Origin of the sequence: Streptomyces sp. NBC_00104 (assembly GCF_045160825.1) — a bacterium.
Lineage (GTDB): Bacteria > Actinomycetota > Actinomycetes > Streptomycetales > Streptomycetaceae > Streptomyces.
This window is the reverse complement of sequence record NZ_CP108215.1, coordinates 6464584-6483044: the sequence shown is the minus strand read 5'-3', so window position 1 is coordinate 6483044 and position 18461 is coordinate 6464584. Positions and strand designations below refer to the sequence as shown.

Sequence of the window (18461 nt, the reverse complement as noted above, 5' to 3'; positions counted from 1 at the left end):
CCGGCGGTGGGAGCGATCCGCCGCTCCCGGGGCGACGGGCCGGTCAGTGGGCCATGATGAGGCTCATCGCCTCGTTCCGGGTCGCCGCGTCCCGGAGCTGGCCGCGCACCGCCGACGTTATGGTCTTCGCGCCGGGCTTGCGGATGCCCCGCATCGACATGCACATGTGCTCGCACTCCACGACCACGATCACCCCGCGCGGCTCCAGGATCTCCATCAGCGAGTCGGCGATCTGCGTCGTCATCCGCTCCTGCACCTGCGGGCGCCGGGCGTACACGTCCACGAGCCGCGCCAGCTTCGACAGTCCGGTGATCTTGCCGGTGGTGGACGGGATGTACCCGACATGGGCGACGCCCCGGAACGGGACCAGATGATGTTCACAGGTGCTGTACACCTCGATGTCCTTCACGAGCACCATCTCGTCGTGACCGAGGTCGAACGTCGTGGTCAGCACGTCCTCCGGCCGCTGCCACAGCCCCGCGAAGATCTCCCGGTACGCCCGCGCCACCCGCGCCGGCGTCTCCCTGAGCCCCTCCCGGTCGGGATCTTCCCCGACCGCGATCAGCAGCTCGCGCACAGCGTTCTCGGCACGCTTCTCGTCGAACTCGCCGATGCGGCCCTCGCCGTCCAGCGTCACGGGGTCGGTCATGTCGTGCCTCGCTCCTGAGCCTGCGACGCGTACGGGTTACGCGTCTCATCTTTCGGCCATACGAAAATGCCGCGCCCCCCAGGCTAGATCCAGGGGGGCGCGGCATCCATCTCGGGCCTGATGAGGCGGCCGGGCCGGGAGCCAGGGGCTCCCGGTGGCCGGATCTCATCGGTGGGGCGTCAGCTCTCCGGACTCTCCTCCGGGGTCGCCTCGACGGGCGCCTTGGCGGTGATCGCCGGCGCCGCGCCGTTGGCGCCGTTCGTCAGTGCGAGCTCCCTGGGGGAGAGCACCGGCGGACGGGTGGAGGGGGTACGGCGGGAGGAGCCGGTCCAGGCGGGCCGGGGCGGACGCTTGACGATGGTGGCGAAGATCTCGGCGATCTCCTCCTTGCCCAGCGTCTCCTTCTCCAGCAGCTGAAGCACCAGGTTGTCGAGGACGTCGCGGTTCTCGACCAGGATCTCCCAGGCCTCGTTGTGCGCGTTCTCGATGAGCTTCTTGACTTCCTCGTCCACCAGCGCGGCGACCTCTTCCGAGTAGTCGCGCTGGTGAGCCATCTCACGTCCGAGGAACGGCTCCGTGTTGTCGCCGCCGAACTTGATGGCACCGAGACGCTCGGTCATGCCGTACTGGGTGACCATCGCGCGGGCCAGACCGGTGGCCTTCTCGATGTCGTTCGCGGCGCCGGTGGTCGGGTCGTGGAAGACCAGTTCCTCGGCGGCGCGGCCACCCATCATGTACCCGAGCTGGTCGAGCATCTCGTTACGAGTGGTCGAGTACTTGTCCTCGTCCGGCAGGACCATCGTGTACCCGAGGGCGCGGCCCCGGGACAGAATCGTGATCTTGTGGACCGGGTCGGAGTTCGGCGAGGCCGCCGCGACCAGGGCGTGACCGCCCTCGTGGTACGCGGTGATCTTCTTCTCCTTGTCCGACATGATCCGGGTCCGCTTCTGCGGGCCCGCGATCACGCGGTCGATCGCCTCGTCCAGCATGTGGTTGTCGATCAGCTTCTTGTCGCTGCGGGCCGTGAGGAGCGCGGCCTCGTTCAGGACGTTGGAGAGATCGGCACCCGTCATACCGGGGGTGCGGCGGGCGACGGCCCCGAGGTCGACGTCGGGCGCGACCGGCTTGCCCTTCTGGTGGACCTTGAGGATCTCCAGACGGCCCTGCATGTCCGGGCGGTCGACGGCGATCTGACGGTCGAAGCGGCCCGGGCGCAGCAGCGCCGGGTCGAGGATGTCCGGGCGGTTCGTCGCGGCGATGAGGATCACACCGCCCTTGACGTCGAAGCCGTCCATCTCGACGAGCAGCTGGTTCAGCGTCTGCTCGCGCTCGTCGTGACCACCGCCGAGGCCGGCGCCGCGGTGGCGGCCGACCGCGTCGATCTCGTCGACGAAGACGATCGCCGGGGCGTTCGCCTTGGCCTGCTCGAAGAGGTCACGGACCCGGGAGGCACCGACACCGACGAACATCTCGACGAAGTCGGAACCGGAGATCGAATAGAAGGGGACGCCCGCCTCGCCGGCGACGGCGCGCGCCAGCAGCGTCTTGCCCGTGCCGGGCGGGCCGTAGAGCAGCACACCCTTGGGGATCTTGGCGCCGACGGCCTGGAACTTGGCGGGCTCCTGCAGGAACTCCTTGATCTCGTGGAGCTCCTCGACGGCCTCGTCCGCGCCCGCGACGTCCGAGAACGTCGTCTTCGGGGTGTCCTTGGTGATGAGCTTGGCCTTGGACTTCCCGAAGTTCATGACCCGGGAGCCGCCGCCCTGCATCTGGTTCATCAGGAACAGGAACACGACGACGATGAGGACGAAGGGGAGCAGAGACAGCAGGATGCCGACGAAAGCGTTCTGCTTGGTCGGGGAGACCGTGTAGCCGTCGGGGATCTGCTTGTTCTGGAACTTGTCCTGCAGGGTGTTGGCGAGGGTGTAGCCCTGGTCGCCGATATAGCTCGCTTGGATCTTCGAGCTGCCCTCGATCTTCTGGCCGTCCTTGAGCTGAACCTTGATGGTCGACTCTTCGCCGGTGGTCAGCTTGGCTTCTTTGACCTTGTTGTCATTGATCGCCTGGACCACCTGGCCGGTGTCCACCGTCTTGTAGCCGCCGGACGAGCCGACGACCTGCATCAACACGACCACGGCAAGGACGGCCAGCACGATCCACATGACTGGCCCACGGAAGTATCGCTTCACGTCCATCCATACGGAGCGGTGCCGCCCCGTCCCTCCTGCCATAGTGAGTTTGATAAAAGACTGTTCTTCGGACGGTACCCCAGCTTTGTCACCCGAAGCCGCAGGGGACTGTTGGCAATCCCGCCCACGCATGCTCCAACGGCGCGAAACCCGCTGGGGTTCCCGAGCGTCTTACGGGGGTTGGTTCAGCCGCCGTAGACGTGGGGCGCGAGCGTACCGACGAACGGGAGGTTGCGGTACTTCTCGGCGTAGTCGAGGCCGTAGCCGACGACGAACTCGTTGGGGATGTCGAAGCCGACCCACTCCACGTCGATGGCGACCTTGGCGGCGTCCGGCTTGCGCAGCAGGGTGCAGATCTTCAGGGACTCGGGCTCACGGGAGCCGAGGTTGGAGATCAGCCAGGACAGGGTCAGGCCCGAGTCGATGATGTCCTCGACGATCAGGACGTGCTTGCCCTTGATGTCGGTGTCGAGGTCCTTGAGGATCCGCACCACACCCGAGGACTGGGTGCCCGCTCCGTAGGAGGAGACGGCCATCCAGTCCATGGTGACCGGGGTGGACAGCGCCCGGGCGAGGTCCGCCATGACCATCACCGCGCCCTTGAGGACTCCGACGATGAGCAGGTCCTTGCCCGCGTACTCCGCGTCGATCTTCGCGGCCAGCTCGACCAGCTTCGCGTCGATCTCTTCCTTGGTGATGAGTACCTCTTTGAGGTCGGCACCCATGTCTTTCGCGTCCACCCGCATCACTTTCGGTCGGTCGTCCCAGGGCCGCTCCCGGACGCCCGTCCCGCACGAGGGGGTCGGGGGCCCGTGTGAGGGGCCCCTTCGGCGTCCGGTTTCAGCCTTGCCGAATCACCAGTCTGCCACCCTGCCGCTGGGCGACGACCCGGCCGGGGAGATTGATGGCCCCCTGACCGCGCCAGCCGGTGATGAGACGGTCGACCTCCTCGATGTGCCGGGCGAAGAGGGAACCGGCCGGGGCACCGGCCTCGATGGCGGCCCGGCGCAGGATCCGGCGGCGTACGGCGGGCGGCAGGGCGTAGAGCTTCGCGCACTCCAGCAGGCCCGCCGCGTCCCGGACGGAAGCCTCGGCCTGGCGGGCCCAGGAGTCGAGGGCGTCGGCGTCGTCGCGGGAGAGCTGGGCCGTACGGGCGAGGGCCTCGACGACGCCCTTGCCGAGCGCCTTCTCCAGGGCGGGCAGGCCCTCGTGCCGGAGCCGGGACCGCGTGTAGGCGGGATCGGCGTTGTGCGGGTCGTCCCAGACGGACAGCGACTGGACCATGCAGGCCTTGCGGGCGGTCTGCCGGTCGAGCTGGAGGAAGGGGCGGCGGTAGCGGCCGTCGGCCCCCGAGACCGCGGCCATCCCGGACAGGGAGCGGATGCCTGAGCCGCGGGCGAGACCGAGCAGGACGGTTTCGGCTTGGTCGTCACGGGTGTGGCCGAGCAGGACGGCGGTGCCGCCGTGGCGTGTCAGCGCGGCGTCCAGGGCGGCGTAGCGGGCGTCGCGGGCGGCGGCCTCGGGGCCGCCGTCGCGGCCGACGGTCACGGCCACGGAATCGACCGGGTCCAGGCCGAGTTCCCGAAGGCGCAGCGCGACTTCCTCGGCGCGCAGGTCGGAGCCGGGCTGCAGACCGTGGTCGACGGTGATGCCACCGGCGCGGACGCCGAGCTTGGGTGCCTCGAAGGCGAGGGCGGAGGCGAGCGCCATGGAGTCGGCGCCGCCGGAGCACGCCACGAGCACGAGCGGCTGCTCGGGTGCGGCGGGGCCCCGGCGCGCGGCACCCGGGCGCGCGGAAACGCCGGGCCCGACCCCGACGGACATGGCCACGGGGGATACGGCCGCGGAGGGCGCGGGCACCGGTTGTGCGCCCGTGCCCGAGGGCGCGCCGGAGGTCGCACGGGCGGGCGCGTGGGCGGGCGCGTGAAGGGTGGTGTTCGTGTGGTGTTCGGTGAGGAGGTCGTGGAGTACGCGGCGGACCGCCAGGCGTATCGCCGCGACCGCGGGGTGGGGACCCATGTCCGGTTCCCTTCATGAAATTGTCGGGGGGTGAGCCCGAGCTCGGTCACTCAGAGTGTGTAGATGGTGACAGAACCGGGCCGTTCCCCGAGCATTGCACGCCTACCCCTCGCTCACGGTCCCTCGGACGGGTGATTGGAGGGGCGTTTGCCTGCCGTCGGCCGGATTCGTTCACCACGCTCGCGCGCGGCTCACGACTCCGCCTTGCGATGCACCCGCGCGACCCAGTCCGCCGGTTTGGCGATCTCCGCCTTGGTCGGCAGGGTGTTCGGGGAGGTCCACACACGGTTGAAACCGTCCATGCCGACCTGTTCGACGACCGCCCGTACGAACCGCTCACCGTCCCTGTACTGCCGGAGTTTGGCGTCCAGACCCAGCAGCTTGCGCAGGGCCTGGTCCAGGCGCGAGGCCCCCTTCGCGCGGCGCTGCTGGAACTTCTCGCGGATCTCGGCGACCGAGGGCACGACCGCCGGGCCGACCCCGTCCATCACGAAGTCGGCGTGGCCCTCCAGGAGGGACATGACGGCGGTCAGCCGGCCGAGGATCTCGCGCTGGGCGGGGGTCTGCACCAACTCCACGATCGAGTGACCGTCGTCGCCGACCTCTCCCTCGGGCCGGCCACCCGCGAGTGACTGGGCGGCCTCCCGGACGCGCTCCAGGAAGGTCGTGGGGTCGACCTCGGTCTCCCCCAAGAACGACTGGATTTCACCCTCCAGGTGGTCCCGCAGCCAGGGGACCGCCGTGAACTGCGTCCGGTGCGTCTCCTCGTGCAGACAGACCCAGAGGCGGAAGTCGTGGGGCTGTACGTCGAGTTCGCGCTCCACGTGCACGATGTTCGGTGCGACGAGGAGCAGTCGGCCGCCGCCGTTCTCCCCGGCCGGGAGTTCGCGGGTCGCCGGGGCGAACGTCTCGTACTGGCCGAGGACCCGGGAGGCGAGGAACGACAGGAGCATGCCCAGCTCCACGCCGGTGACCTTGCCGCCGACCGCGCCCAGCACGGCCCCGCCCGGGGTGTTGCCGCGACGTTCCTGCATCTTGTCCAGCAAGGGCTTCAGCAGTTCGCGGAAGCCGGCCACGTTGGCCCGGACCCAGCCGGGCCGGTCGACGACGAGGACAGGGGTGTCGTCGCCCGTGTCGGGCAGCATCCGGGTGAAGGCGCGGACGTGCTGCTCCGACGCCTTCGCGTGTCGGCGGAGCTCGGCGACGATGGCCCTGGCCTCGTCGCGGCTCACCTCGGGGCCCGGCCGCACGAGCCGGGTCGCGGTCGCCACCGCGAGATTCCAGTCGACCATCTCGGCACCACCGATACGAGTCATGTTGTCAACCGTACGTGAGCGCTGCCGCTTGGGGCAGGCCACGACGGTGAGGGGTGGTACCGGTCGCGCTTCGCCTGCGGGTGCGTCGTGGTTGCTCGCGCCCACGCGGCGGAGCCGCATGTCGACACAGCCCCGCGCCCCTGAAAAGCAGGGGCTGCGCCCCTTTTGCTTTTCCCCGGCCCGCTTCCCCCTTCAGCGGCAGCCGCACGTCGCCAGGGCCGAGGTCGCGTCGGACAGGGCCTTCTTGGCCGGCTCCGTGTTCTCCAGTGCCGTCTCCGTGGCCAGGAAGGCGAAGGCGAGGAGGCGGCCGTCGGCGTCCACGACCGTGCCGGCGAGGGTGTTCACGTTGCTCAGGGTGCCGGTCTTGGCGCGGACGACGCCGGTGCCGGTGGCGTCGGAGGGGTAGCGGGTGCGGAGGGTACCGGTGAAGCCGGCCACCGGGAGGCCCGTGAGGACGGGGCGGAGCTCGGGGTGGGAGGGGGCGGCGGACTCGGCGAGGAGGGTGGTGAGGAGGGCGGGGGTGAGCCGGTTGCCTCGGCTGAGGCCGCTGCCGTCCGCGAACTCGACGCCTTCGAGGGGCAGTTCGAGCTTCTTCAGTTCCTTCTTGATGGCCGCCGCGCCGCCCTCGAAGCTCGGCTGCTCGCCCGTCGCGAGCGCGACCTGGCGGGCCAGGGCCTCGGCGATGTCGTTGTCGCTGTGGGTGAGCATGCGCTCGACCAGGGTCGACAGGGGTGGGGAGGCGACCTCGGCGAGTTCCTCGGCGTTCTTCGGGGCCGGGGCGGAGCCCTCGGTCTTCGCCTTGATGCCTCGCTCCTCCAGGAGGCGGGCGAACTTCGCGGTCGCGTCCGCCGCCGGGTCCGGGGCGCGGTCCGCGCTGCCGCTGGACGAGTCGTCGAGGCGGGCCTCGTCGGCCATCAGGGGGACGACGAGGGCGAGGTTGCCGTTCACGCCGATGGTGTGCTGTTCGGGGCCTTCGTAGAGGGAGGTGTCGTAGGTGAGGGTGATCTCGTTCAGGTGACGCTTCCGGAGGGCGGCGGCCGTCCTGTCGGCGAGGGTGCGCAGGCTCGCGTGGCCGCCCGTGTCCTCGCGGGCGGTGAGGGTGGGGTCGCCGCCGCCGACCAGGACGACCTCGGCGGAGTCGGGCTCCAGGACCGTGCGGGTCTCGATGCGGTGGTCGGCGCCGGTCGCCGAGAGGGCCGCGACGGCCGTGGCGATCTTGGTGGTGGAGGCGGGGGTCAGCGCGTCGTCCGCGTTCTGGGAGTACAGCTGCTCGCCGGTCTCGACGTCCACGACGGCGGCCGCGCGGCGGGGGCCCAGGACCGGGGAGTTCAGGAACGGGTCCAGGGCGGCCGACAATGCGGCGGACTCGGGGGCGGAGCCCGCGCCGGAGGTGCCGCCGAGGCCGGCGAGCACGGAGGGGGCGCTCGGCGCCGGTTTGGGCGCCCCCGCCGCCGCGCCGGGATCACGTCCGTGATCTGCGCCACCCTGGCTGTCCCGCGATGCCGCCCAGTCGCGCTCGGCCGTACGCTGACCGGAGGAGTCCCAAGGTCCGGCGGCGGCCACCGCCCCGGCCGAGAGCACCAGCCCCAGGGTGGCCGCGCCGGCGGTGAACTGGAGGGTCGTGAGCTTCTTCGTGCTCCCCGTGAGCTGCGAAGAGCGTGCCGTGACGGCGCTCGTGACGCGTACGGCGCCGGGTTTCACCACCTGCGCGACGCGCGCGGCACCGGGCTTCACGGCGCGCGTGACGCGCGCGACCCCCGGTTTCACGCCTCGCACCACCCGCACCACATGCGGTCTCGCGGCCCGCCAGACCTTCGGCTCCCGCACGACCACCAGCCCCTTTCGCGATCACCCACCTGCGTGAGGGACACTTAACCACCAGAACTATGTGTTGATCATGGAGGAGCCACCGGTGGAGTTCGACGTCACGATCGAGATTCCGAAGGGTTCGCGGAACAAGTACGAGGTGGACCACGAGACCGGTCGGATCCGCCTGGACCGTCGACTCTTCACCTCGACCGCCTACCCGACCGACTACGGCTTCGTCGAGAACACCCTCGGCGAGGACGGCGACCCGTTGGACGCGCTGGTCATCCTGGACGAGCCGACCTTCCCGGGCTGTCTCATCAAGTGCCGTGCGATCGGCATGTTCCGGATGACGGACGAGGCCGGCGGCGACGACAAGCTGCTGTGTGTCCCGGCGACCGACCCGCGTGTGGAGCACCTGCGTGACATCCACCACGTCTCGGAGTTCGACCGCCTGGAGATCCAGCACTTCTTCGAGGTCTACAAGGACCTGGAGCCCGGCAAGTCCGTCGAGGGCGCCGACTGGGTCGGCCGCACCGAGGCCGAGGCCGAGGTCGAGAAGTCGTACCTGCGCTTCAAGGAGCAGGGCGGTCACTGACCCCGGCTGCCTTGTCGGTTGTCTCGCGAACGGGCCGCGTACCCCCTTGGTGGGGTGCGTGGCCCGTTCGCGTACAGGTAAGTGTCGGTGCGCATACTGAGGCGTACCTGAGGTGTCGTACTGGGAGCGCGGCGGAGTGGGAGTGACGGAACCCGAGGCCCACGGGCCGGAGGAGGACCGCAAGCCGGTGTCGGATGAGGCAGGCAGTGCGTTCGTGCCGGTGGGCGTCGTTCTGGGGATCGACGGCGATGCGTCGGTGACCTCGGAGTTCGCGATCCCGGCCGGACTGGACGTACCGGCCACCGGGGCGGAGTCCGAGGCGCAGGCGACCTCCGAGTTCGCCCTGCCGGAGGGGCTGGCGCCGCCCGAGCCGGTGGCGACGGAGCAGGAGGGGTCCGCGTTCAGTCTGCCGCGGACCTACAGCGCGCGACACGCGCCGGTCGCGTTCACACCGGCCAGCGGGATCCCGGTCGTCAGCCTGACCAAGGACGTGCCCTGGCAGGACCGGATGCGGACGATGCTGCGGATGCCGGTGGCGGAGCGTCCCGCCCCGGAGGCGCCGACGCGCGTGGAGGGCGAGACGGGGCCCGCCGTGCCCCGGGTGCTCGACCTCACCCTGCGTATCGGCGAATTGCTGCTCGCGGGCGGCGAGGGCGCGGAGGACGTGGAGGCGGCGATGTTCGCCGTCTGCCGCTCCTTCGGCCTCGACCGCTGTGAGCCGACCGTCACCTTCACCCAGCTGTCGATCACCTACCAGCCGTCGCTGGTGGACGACCCGGTGACGGCGTCCCGGATCGTACGGCGCCGGGCCACCGACTACACCCGGCTCGCCGCCGTCTTCCAGCTGGTGGACGACCTCAGCGACTCGGAGAGCACGACCTCGCTGGAAGAGGCCTACCGGCGGCTCGCGGAGATACGGCGTAATCGGCATCCGTATCCCGGCTGGGCGCTGACCACGGCGAGCGGGCTGCTCGCGGGGGCCGCGTCCGTGCTGGTCGGCGGTGGGGTCGTCGTCTTCGTCGCCGCGGCGCTGGGCGCGATGCTCGGCGACCGGCTGGCCTGGGTGTGCTCGGGGCGGGGGCTGCCGGAGTTCTACCAGTTCCTGGTGGCGGCGATGCCCCCGGCGGCGATCGGGTTGGCGCTGACCCTGGTGCAGGTGGACGTGGAGGCGTCCGCCGTCATCACCGGTGGGCTCTTCGCGCTGCTGCCCGGGCGGGCGCTGGTCGCGGGTGTGCAGGACGGGCTGACCGGCTACTACATCACCGCCTCCGCCCGGCTGCTGGAGGTCATGTACCTCTTCGTGGGCATCGTGGTGGGGGTGCTGCTCGTCCTGTACTTCGGTGTGAAGCTGGGCGCCGAGCTGAACCCGGACGCGGCGCTCGGCAGCGCGGACCGGCCGCTGTTGCAGCTCGGGGCGTCGATGCTGCTGTCGTTGACCTTCGCGCTGCTGCTTCAGCAGGAACGATCCACCGTGCTGGCGGTGACCCTGAACGGGGGTGTCGCCTGGGCCGTGTACGGGGCCATGCACGAAGCGGGCGGTATCTCGCCGGTGGCGTCCACGGCCGTGGCCGCGGGGGTGGTGGGGCTGTTCGGGCAGTTGTTGTCGCGGTATCGGTTCGCTTCCGCGTTGCCCTATACGACCGCGGCGATCGGGCCCCTGCTGCCGGGATCGGCCACGTATTTCGGGCTGTTGGGGTTCGCGCAGAACAATGTGGACGCGGGGCTGGTGTCACTGACGAAGGCGGCGGCGTTGGCCATGGCCATCGCGATCGGGGTGAACCTCGGGTCCGAGGTGTTCCGGCTGTTCCTGCCCGGCGCCGCGCGGGCGGGGCGGAAGGCCGCGAAGCGGACCAGGGGGTTCTGAGCGCCTGACAGCTCGGGGGTACGAGTGCGTTGGCGGGTGCGTTGGCGGGTGAGGGTACGTCGTGGTTGCCCGCGCCCACGCGGCGGAGCCGCACACCGATACAGCCCCGCGCCCCCCAAAAACAAAAGCACCCGCGCCCCCGGGTGACGGGAGCGCGGGTGCGTGGCCCGCTGGGTCAGTACTGCGGGTAGTCCTGGCCCTGGCCCTGGTAGCCCTGCTGGTTCTGGTTCGGGGGGTATTGGTTGCCCTGGGGGTACTGCTGGGCGTACGGCTGCTGCGGGGGCTGCTGGTAGCCGTAGTCCTGGTGGCCCTGCTGCTGGTAGCCCTGCTGGTTGCCGTAACCCTGGTTGTCGTAGCCCTGCTGGTCGTAGCCCTGGTTGTCGTAGCCCTGGTGGGGGTCGTACGGCTGCGGCTGGGGGTCGGCCGGGGGGACGCGGCGGAGTTGGGTCGTGGCGTCGTCCATGACCGGGGCGGCGGGGGGCTGCTGGGACTGCTGGGGGTGGGACTGCTGGGGCTGGTTCTTCTTCGCCTTCCTCGCCTTGAGGAGTTCGACGATGATCGGCAGCACCGAGATGAAGACGATGAGGAGCAGCATCGCCTCGATGTTGGTCTTGACGAACTCGATCTGGCCGAGCCAGGAACCCAGGAGGGTGACGCCCGCGCCCCAGAGGATGCCGCCGACGACGTTGAAGATGAGGAACGTGCGGTACCGCATGCCGCTGACGCCGGCGATGATCGGCGTGAACGTCCGCACGATGGGCACGAAGCGGGCCAGGATCAGGGACTTCGGGCCGTGCTTCTCGAAGAACTCGTGGGCCTTGGTGACGTTCTCCTGCTTGAACAGGCGGGAGTCGGGCCGTTTGAAGAGCGCGGGCCCGACCTTCTTGCCGAACATGTAGCCCGCCTGGTCGCCCAGGATCGCGGAGACGCAGATCAGGACGATGGCCAGCCACAGCGGGAAGTCCAGCGTCTTGGCGGTGATCAGCATGCCCGCCGTGAAGAGCAGCGAGTCACCCGGCAGGAAGAAGCCGATGAGGAGGCCGGACTCGGCGAACACGATCAGGAGCAGGCCCCAGATGCCGAACGAGTCGAGCAGATAGTCCGGATCCAACCAGCTCGGTCCGAGGGCGATCGTCGTCACGGTTCCGGGCTCCTGGGGGGTGAGAGAACGTGGGTGCCTGTGGGTGAGGACCCACGACGGTGGGACCCATAGGGGTGACCAAAGCTATCAACGCACGGTCACCCCACTAGGTTCCACCGGCTCCTCCAGAGTGCCCTGTGCCCGCCCTGAGACCAAGCTGTGTGGTCAGCCGTGCGGTCAGGGGCGCCGCCGGGCCGCGTTCGCGACGATCGCGTCCCGCAGATGCTCGGCGAGACCGGGGCGCGTGGAGTCGTAGAACGCCTTGAAGCGCTCGTCGGAGACGTACATCTCACCGAGGCCCTGGTGCATCTCGTACGAGCAGTCGTAGAACCACGTGCCGATGTGCTGCCGGTGTTCCTCGGCCATGTTCATGGCCGCCTCGCCGGTCGGCTGCTCGCCGGCGGCCATCAGGGCGTCGTAGCGCGCGCCCCAGTCGGCCACCTCGTCCTGCATGCGCTTCCAGTCGACCTTGGTGTACGAGGCGGCGCGGCGCTGCGACTCGGCGTACGCCTCCGTGCCGCCCCAGCGCTGTTCCGCCTCCTCGGCGTACTGCTCGGGGTCCTTGTCGCCGAAGACCTCGAACCGTTCCTCGGGGGTGAGGTTGATGCCCATCTTGCTTGCCTCCATGGCGTGCTCCACGGCCGCGGCCATCTTCTGCAGCTTCTCGATCCGGGCGGTCAGCAGCTCGTGCTGGCGGCGCAGGTGCGTCCGCGGGTCCGCTTCCGGGTCGTCGAGCAGGGTCGCGACCTCGTCGAGGGGGAAGCCGAGCTCCCGGTAGAACAGGATCCGCTGGAGCCGGTCGAGGTCGCCGTCGCCGTAGCGGCGGTGGCCCGCGCCGGTGCGCTCGCTCGGTACGAGGAGGCCGATCTCGTCGTAGTGGTGCAGCGTGCGCACCGTGATCCCGGCGAAGCCCGCGACCTGTCCCACGGTGTAGCCCATGCTTCCGCTCCCTTTCTCGGTACGGGTTCCAGGCTGGGGCCTCACGTCGCGTGAGGTGCAAGTCTTTGAACGCCTGAGGGGGTGGGGGGTCGGTGGGGCGGCGGGTTCGGGTGCGTGGGGGCTGGTCGCGCGGTTCCCCTGCGCCCCTCAGAAGCAGGGCCCGATCTTTCAGGGGCGCGGCGTCCGTGCGAGGTGCGCGTCCCCGGCGGCGGACCTACCGTCGAAGACATGCCACTGCACCGATGGGACAGCGACGCCTCGCAGGACGACGGGCACCCCCGGAACGACGGGCACCGCCTCGCCGTGAACCCCTTCTACGGCCAGGCCAACCCGGTCGGCGGCATGACCGAGGCCCCGCCCAAGCACCGGCTCCCGGACGCTCCACTGGCCCCCTTCACGGCGTATCAGGTCGTCCACGACGAGCTCATGCTGGACGGCAACTCGCGGCTGAACCTCGCCACCTTCGTCACCACCTGGATGGAGCCCGAGGCCGGGGTCCTGATGGCCGAGTGCCGGGACAAGAACATGATCGACAAGGACGAGTACCCGCGTACGGCCGAGCTGGAGCGGCGGTGCGTGGCGATGCTCGCCGATCTGTGGAACGCGCCCGATCCGAGCGCCGCCGTCGGCTGCTCGACCACCGGTTCGAGCGAGGCCTGCATGCTCGCCGGGATGGCCCTGAAACGGCGGTGGGCCAAGCGGAACGCCGACCGGTACCCCTCGGCGGACGCCCGGCCCAACCTCGTCATGGGGGTCAACGTCCAGGTCTGCTGGGACAAGTTCTGCAACTTCTGGGAGGTCGAGGCCCGGCAGGTGCCCATGGAGGGCGACCGGTTTCATCTCGATCCGGCGGCGGCCGCGGCGCTGTGCGACGAGAACACCATCGGGGTCGTGGGCGTTCTCGGGTCCACCTTCGACGGGTCCTACGAGCCGATCGCGGAGTTGTGCGCGGTGCTCGACGACCTTCAGGAACGTACGGGCGTGGATGTGCCCGTCCATGTCGACGGCGCGTCCGGCGCGATGGTCGCGCCCTTCCTCGACGAGGAGCTGGTGTGGGACTTCCGGCTGCCTCGGGTGGCGTCCATCAACACCTCCGGGCACAAGTACGGGCTGGTGTATCCGGGGGTCGGCTGGGCGCTGTGGCGGTCCGCCGCGGAGTTGCCGGAGGAACTGGTCTTCCGGGTGAACTACCTGGGCGGCGACATGCCCACGTTCGCGCTGAACTTCTCGCGGCCCGGGGCCCAGGTGGTCGCGCAGTACTACACCTTCCTGCGGCTCGGGCGTGAGGGATACCGGGCGGTGCAGCAGTCGACACGGGACGTGGCGGTGGGGCTCGCGGAACAGGTCGGGAAGTTCGGGGACTTCCGGCTGCTCACACGAGGGGACGAGTTGCCGGTGTTCGCCTTCACGACGGAGGAGGGCGTCGGCGCGTACGACGTCTTCGACGTGGCCCGGCGGATGCGGGAGAAGGGGTGGCTGGTACCGGCGTACACGTTTCCGGAGAACCGGGAGGATCTGTCCGTGCTCCGGGTGGTGTGCCGCAACGGGTTCACGTCCGATCTCGCGGCACTCTTCCTGGAGGATCTCGGGCAGTTGCTGCCCGAACTTCGGCGGCAGTCCGGACCGTTGATCCGGGAGAAGGGGACGGCGACGGGGTTCCATCACTAGGGAGCGGCCTGGATCGGGCGGGTGCGGGTCCGTTGGCGGGTGCCGGCGCGGGGCCGTGTCTTTCAGGGGCGCTACTTGCTCAGCCGGCCACCCGGAGGTCGAGCCCGTCGAGGGCGACCTTTCCGCTCCTGCCGCCGTACTTCTTGCGTGCCCCTTCGACAGTGATCGCCGAATCCGTCATTGCGGGACCTCCCCAGGGGTCGAGATCATTAGTCAAAGTTGACTACATACTCAAAGTAACCCTTCGAAGCCCAGTGGTCAAACTTGATTAGTGGTCGTCCTCCGGATGCCGTTCCCCCGTCGCGTACGGGTTCTCCTGGCCCTCCACCAGGACTCCGACGAACGGCTCGCCCTCTCCCGCGAAGGTGTAGGCGCCGCCCCGGATGCGGTCCATGAGGCCGCGGGTCCACTCGGCGCCCGTGTCGGCGGAGTGGATCCAGAAATTCATGATCTCGCCGATGTGGCCGAGCTGACCGGGGCCGTCCTCGGGGGTGTAGTACTCGGTGACGGCCCCGCGCCACTGCTCGATGGAGCGCACGCGCTCCTCCAGGAGTCCGAGCACCTCCTCCCGGCCGAGGTCGACCATGGTGCCGAGTGCCGCGGAGAGGATGTCCGGCTTCTGGTCGTAGGCGGTGAGGGACTCGCGCACGAGCCTGAGGTACTCCTCGGTGCCCTTCTCCGTGATCTCGTACTCGGTGCGGGGCGGTCCGCCCGCGGTGGAGGGGGCGATCTCGTGCGCGACCAGCAGTCCCTGTTTCGCCATCTGCTTCAGGGCGTGGTAGATCGAGCCGGGCTTGGCGTTGGACCACTCGTGCGCGCCCCAGTACTCCAGGTCGTTGCGCACCTGGTAGCCGTGGGCCCGCCCGTGCTGGCGCACCGCGCCCAGCACGAGAAGACGGATCGCTGACATGGGCCCAGCGTAGAACCACGCGGGGTCACCCCCAGCTCGCGCCCTGCTCCTTCGCCACCAGCTCGAAGGCGGTGGCGCCGTCCAGCGATTCGCGGATGATGTCGGCGTGACCGGCGTGCCGGGCTGTCTCGCGGATCAGGTGCAGGCACAGCCAGCGCATCGAGAGCCACTCGTCCTTCGGGTTCCAGGACGTCTTCGGCAGTTCGAAGGTGTCGTCGAGGCTGGGCACCGTGCGGATGAACGCCTCCGTTTCGGCGGCCACCTTCTCGTAGTAGGCGAGCTGCGACTCCACGGTCTCGTCGCCCACGAGGGTGAAGCACTCGTGCCAGTTCGACTCGTCCCGGTGCGTCGTCGGGGGCTCGCCCTTGGCCCGGGCGATCCACCCCTGCTCGACCTCGGCGACGTGCTTGAGCAACCCGGCCAGGGAGAGTTCGCTGGCGCTCGGCCGGCTGGAGGCCTGCTCGTCGGTCAGTCCGAGCAGCGCGCGGCGGACGCCACCGCGCTGTTCGGCCACGAAGGCGAGCAGCGCCCCTCGCTCGTCGCCCTTCGCCTCCGCGCTCACGTGCGTGACCATGACCGTCTGCCTTTCGTCGGACCGAGGGCTTCGGAAGAGCCCCTCTGACACCGACGAAGCTACGGGCCCTTGCGGTCAGGTTCTGTCCGCAAGGACCCGTCGGAGAGGAACCGCGCGAGCGGGAGACCAGTGCCGCCTCACTAGAACGGGAAGAAGCTCCGCTTGTGCTGGACCGAGATCCACTTCTGGGTGGTGAAGGCGTCCACCGTGGTCTCGCCGTTGAGGCGGCCGATGCCGGAGTGCTTCTCGCCGCCGAAGGGGACGAGGGGCTCGTCGTGGACGGTGCCGTCGTTGACGTGGAACATGCCGGTGTCGATCTGCTTGGCGAAGTTCACGCCCCGCTCGATGTCACCGGTGTGGACGGCGCCGCTGAGGCCGTACGGGGTGTCGTTGACGATGCGGACGGCCTCCTCCTCGCCGTCGAAGGGGATGAGGAAGGCGACCGGGCCGAAGACCTCCTGCCTCAGGAGGGCGGAGTCGGCGGGGACGTCGGTGAGGACGGACGGCTCGACCAGGTTGGCGGTCGTGGCGCCGTGCACGAGGGCCGTGGCGCCCTCGGCGAGGGCCTGCTCGACGACGGACTTGAGGGAGTCCGCCTGGGAGGAGTTGATGACGGGGCCGATGACCGTCTGCGGGTCGCTCGGGTCGCCGACCTTCAGGGACTTCACCTTGGTCACGAACTTCTCGGTGAACTCGGCCTGGATCGAGCGGTCCACCAGGACGCGGTTGGCGGCCATGCAGACCTGGCCCTGGTGGACGTAGCGCGAGAAGACGGCCGCGTCGACGGCGTAGTCGATGTCCGCGTCGTCCAGGACCACCAGCGCGCTGTTGCCGCCCAGTTCGAGGATCGTGCGCTTGAAGTTCTGGGCGGCGACGGTGGCGACATGGCGGCCGACCTTGTCGGAGCCGGTGAAGGAGATGACCTTGGGGACGGGGTGCTCGATGAAGGCGTCGCCTATCTCGGCGATGTCGGTGACGACGACGTTGAGCAGCCCGCCGGGCAGGCCGGCCTCCTCGAAGACCTTCGCGACCAGGGTGCCGCCGGCGATGGGGGTGTTCTGGTGCGGCTTCAGCACGACGCCGTTGCCGAGGGCGAGGGCCGGGGCGACCGACTTGATGGACAGCAGGAAGGGGAAGTTGAAGGGGCTGATGACGCCCACGACACCGACCGGCACGCGGTAGAGGCGGTTCTCCTTGCCGTCGACCGGCGACGGAAGGATTCTGCCCTCGGGGCGAAGCGCCAGCTGAATCGATTCGCGCAGGAACTCCTTGGCGAGGTGCAGTTCGAACCCGGCCTTCAGGTGCGTACCGCCGAGTTCGGCGATGATCACCTCGGTGATCTCCTGCTCGCGCTCCTCGATGACCTGGAGGGCCTTCTCGAAGACCGCGCGCCGCGCGTAAGGGTTGACCTCGGCCCATTCCTTCTGGGCCGCCTGGGCGGCCTGGTAGGCCTCGTCCACTTCATCGACCGTGGCGATCGTGATCGACGCGAGCTTCGCGTCGTCGTACGGGTTGAAGTCGATGATGTCCCAGGAGCCTGAGCCCGGGCGCCACTCGCCGCCGATGTACTGCTGGGCCAGGTCGGTGAAGTAGGACGACATGTGATCCTCAATCAGTCGGCATCGATCAAGATTGATCACTCGTCATCGTACTGGTGGGTAAAGGGAGTTGGAGAGCTACTTGGGAGACTCTGTGAAGAGTCTCAGGGAAGCCGGTGGGCCTCCGTCGGGCCTCAGGAGAGCTGCAGCAGCCCGCGCAGCAGGTCCCGGCTCTCGGCCGGGGACGGGCTGTCGTCCTGGAGCTGCTTGATCGCCCGCTCGTACTGGGCGATGTCCTCGCCCTTGTCCAGGTAGAGCGCGCTGGTGAGCTGTTCGAGGTAGACGACGTCGGTGAGGTCGGACTCGGGGAAGCTCAGCACGGTGAAGGCGCCGCTCTCGCCCGCGTGGCCGCCGAAGCTGAACGGCATGACCTGGATCGTCACGTTCGGGCGCTCCGAGAGGTCGATCAGATGCTGGAGCTGACCCCGCATCACTTCCCGGTCGCCGTACGGCCGGCGCAGCGCCGCCTCGTCGAGGACGCAGTGGAACTCGGGGGCGCTCTCGGCCACCAGGTACTTCTGGCGCTCCATGCGCAGGGCCACCCGCTTGTCGATCTCCGCCTCGCTCGCGCCCTTCATGCCCCGGGCGACGACCGCGTGGGCGTACGCCTCGGTCTGCAACAGGCCGTGCACGAACTGGACTTCGTAGCTGCGGATGAGATGGGCCGCCGCTTCGAGGCCGACGTAGGTGGGGAACCAGCTGGGCAGGACGTCGGAGTAGCTGTGCCACCAGCCGGCGACATTGGCCTCCTTCGCCAGGGAGAGCAGCGAGGTGCGTTCCGCGTCGTCGGTGACGCCGTAGAGGGTCAACAGGTCCTCCACGTCACGGGTCTTGAAGCTGACCCGGCCGAGTTCCATCCGACTGATCTTCGACTCGGAGGAGCGGATCGAGTACCCGGCCTTCTCCCGGGTGATCCCCTGCGACTCGCGCAGCCGCCTGAGATGCGAGCCCAGCAGCATCCGCCTCACCACCGACCCGCTCGATTCACCGGCACCCACGTTCGTCCAGCCTCCCCAACTCTTCAAGGGCCGCAGTCTGCCACTAAACCACTCCGATCCGCACTCGCCCGGTTACAGAAATGGAAAGCCTTCAACATCTGAGACGGACGAGGCAGGGGAGAGAGGGGAGCAGAGCGACAGAAGAAATGTTGAGCAAGCGGTATGGTCAGGTCCATTTCGGGCGCGTGCACG

At 69.3% G+C, this 18461-nt stretch carries 15 protein-coding genes and 1 pseudogene; 3 read left to right on the top strand and 13 right to left on the bottom strand.

Annotated elements, in window-relative coordinates; translation table 11 throughout:
* Window positions 1-43: 43 nt before the first annotated feature.
* The 6 genes from folE to dacB all read right to left on the bottom strand — a co-directional run bounded on the left by folE (window position 44) and on the right by dacB (window position 8006).
* Window positions 44-649, bottom strand: coding sequence for a GTP cyclohydrolase I FolE (gene folE / locus OG272_RS28525; protein ID WP_326579384.1), 606 nt, complete (start codon window positions 647-649; stop codon window positions 44-46).
* Window positions 650-828: 179 nt separating this feature from the next.
* On the bottom strand, window positions 829-2844 hold the full coding sequence (gene ftsH / locus OG272_RS28520) for an ATP-dependent zinc metalloprotease FtsH (RefSeq protein WP_326585684.1): 2016 nt from the start codon (window positions 2842-2844) through the stop codon (window positions 829-831).
* A 179-nt stretch (window positions 2845-3023) separates the two neighbouring features.
* Complete coding sequence (gene hpt / locus OG272_RS28515; protein ID WP_326585685.1) at window positions 3024-3584, bottom strand: hypoxanthine phosphoribosyltransferase; 561 nt, start codon at window positions 3582-3584, stop codon at window positions 3024-3026.
* Window positions 3585-3678: 94 nt separating this feature from the next.
* Window positions 3679-4857 carry a tRNA lysidine(34) synthetase TilS gene (gene tilS / locus OG272_RS28510; RefSeq protein ID WP_326579386.1) on the bottom strand — a complete coding sequence of 393 codons (1179 nt, stop codon included), beginning with the start codon at window positions 4855-4857 and terminating at the stop codon, window positions 3679-3681.
* A gap of 191 nt (window positions 4858-5048) precedes the next feature.
* A complete protein-coding gene (locus tag OG272_RS28505) occupies window positions 5049-6173 on the bottom strand; it encodes a zinc-dependent metalloprotease (protein ID WP_326579388.1) in 1125 nt (374 codons plus the stop codon).
* 192 nt (window positions 6174-6365) lie between these two features.
* Entirely contained in the window at window positions 6366-8006 is a 1641-nt protein-coding gene (gene dacB, locus OG272_RS28500) for a D-alanyl-D-alanine carboxypeptidase/D-alanyl-D-alanine-endopeptidase (protein WP_327728342.1), read from the bottom strand.
* Window positions 8007-8085: 79 nt separating this feature from the next.
* On the opposite strand from dacB, the gene OG272_RS28495 reads away from it, so the two are divergent.
* Entirely contained in the window at window positions 8086-8577 is a 492-nt protein-coding gene (locus OG272_RS28495; RefSeq protein WP_020113767.1) for an inorganic diphosphatase, read from the top strand.
* A gap of 136 nt (window positions 8578-8713) precedes the next feature.
* Window positions 8714-10441: a threonine/serine exporter family protein gene (locus tag OG272_RS28490; RefSeq protein WP_328223797.1), complete on the top strand. Its 1728-nt coding sequence runs from the start codon at window positions 8714-8716 to the stop codon at window positions 10439-10441.
* 175 nt (window positions 10442-10616) lie between these two features.
* Here OG272_RS28490 and OG272_RS28485 read toward each other — a convergent pair whose 3' ends face one another.
* Entirely contained in the window at window positions 10617-11582 is a 966-nt protein-coding gene (locus OG272_RS28485; protein WP_405895168.1) for a DedA family protein, read from the bottom strand.
* 177 nt (window positions 11583-11759) lie between these two features.
* Window positions 11760-12521 (bottom strand): MerR family transcriptional regulator, encoded by a 762-nt coding sequence (locus OG272_RS28480; RefSeq protein ID WP_405895167.1) that lies wholly within the window; start codon window positions 12519-12521, stop codon window positions 11760-11762.
* A gap of 228 nt (window positions 12522-12749) precedes the next feature.
* Between OG272_RS28480 and OG272_RS28475 the strand changes: the two genes are divergently transcribed.
* Complete coding sequence (locus tag OG272_RS28475; protein WP_327728346.1) at window positions 12750-14189, top strand: glutamate decarboxylase; 1440 nt, start codon at window positions 12750-12752, stop codon at window positions 14187-14189.
* Between the two features lie 85 nt (window positions 14190-14274).
* On the opposite strand, the pseudogene OG272_RS28470 reads toward OG272_RS28475, so the two are convergent.
* The 5 genes and pseudogenes from OG272_RS28470 to OG272_RS28450 form a co-directional block, all read right to left on the bottom strand.
* Window positions 14275-14370, bottom strand: a pseudogene (locus tag OG272_RS28470) (daunorubicin/doxorubicin resistance ABC transporter ATP-binding protein DrrA); the annotation flags it as partial.
* A gap of 87 nt (window positions 14371-14457) precedes the next feature.
* Window positions 14458-15099, bottom strand: a complete 642-nt coding sequence (locus OG272_RS28465) for a PadR family transcriptional regulator (RefSeq protein ID WP_327728347.1) — start codon at window positions 15097-15099, stop codon at window positions 14458-14460.
* 25 nt (window positions 15100-15124) lie between these two features.
* A complete protein-coding gene (locus OG272_RS28460; RefSeq protein ID WP_405895166.1) occupies window positions 15125-15673 on the bottom strand; it encodes a DinB family protein in 549 nt (182 codons plus the stop codon).
* Window positions 15674-15813: 140 nt separating this feature from the next.
* Window positions 15814-17274, bottom strand: coding sequence for an aldehyde dehydrogenase family protein (locus tag OG272_RS28455; protein WP_326579408.1), 1461 nt, complete (start codon window positions 17272-17274; stop codon window positions 15814-15816).
* 131 nt (window positions 17275-17405) lie between these two features.
* Window positions 17406-18230 carry a helix-turn-helix domain-containing protein gene (locus tag OG272_RS28450; protein WP_405896087.1) on the bottom strand — a complete coding sequence of 275 codons (825 nt, stop codon included), beginning with the start codon at window positions 18228-18230 and terminating at the stop codon, window positions 17406-17408.
* Window positions 18231-18461 lie beyond the last annotated feature (231 nt).